This is a genomic window from Rhodococcus sp. ARC_M12, assembly GCF_022810385.1.
GTDB lineage: Bacteria > Actinomycetota > Actinomycetes > Mycobacteriales > Mycobacteriaceae > Rhodococcoides > Rhodococcoides navarretei.
Genome location: NZ_JALGQI010000054.1, coordinates 1 through 765 on the forward strand (window position 1 = coordinate 1; position 765 = coordinate 765).

Annotated in this window: 1 protein-coding gene; it reads left to right on the plus strand. The window is 59.0% G+C overall.

Annotation, left to right across the window (positions count from 1 at the left end; translation table 11 throughout):
- Positions 1-759, plus strand: a 759-nt coding sequence (locus MTX35_RS25305) for an AraC family transcriptional regulator (RefSeq protein WP_243597476.1), incomplete at its 5' end; no start/stop codon positions are given.
- Positions 760-765: the final 6 nt, after the last annotated feature.

Here is a 765-nt window from a genome sequence, read left to right on the forward strand (position 1 = left end):
TTGATCAGCGCTGGTTCGGTCGCCGAGATCGTCGATCTCCTGACATACCTGCCATTGATCTCCACGGCGTTGAAATCGCAGTTCCACACTGGCGACTACGGTCTGATCGTCGGGCTCACTGCGCACACAGGCGATTCCGCACTGGACTGCTTGGTCATCACCTACGGCGGGTCGGCGTTATTACGACTGCTGGACATGCTCGCCGGTGACATATCGCCGGTGACACTCCATCTGAGCTGGCCGGAGCCGACCGAGGTGAGCCACGACAAAGGTCCGGGGGCGAATCGCCGGTTCTTCGACGCTCCGATTTCCTTCGTCCACGTACCCGAGGACACACTAAACAAGGCTTGTCGGTTCTCGGACCCTCTCGCATATCGACTCGCTATCACTGATCTGCAGCGGACACTCGCCCAGCGGAGTGGGTCCATGTCATCCGCCGAGAAGGTGAGGCAACTGTTGGAAAAGGACCTCGGACAGCGAACCAACCATGATGTTGCACAAGCATTGTCGATGTCGAGCAGCACGTTGAAACGGCGGCTTGCCGAAGAAGGAACCACCTACAGCAAGGTCCGCCACACGCTGCTGTACGAACGCGCGATGCTACGGCTCCTCGATCGCTCGGTTTCGGTCAGCGAGATCGCTTCCGAACTCGGATACAGCGACCTCGCCAACTTCTCTCATGCCTTCAAACGCTGGACCGGGCGCTCTCCGAAAGATTTCCGAAACCCACGACTCTCGGACGACCCGGATTCGACGTAGACCACA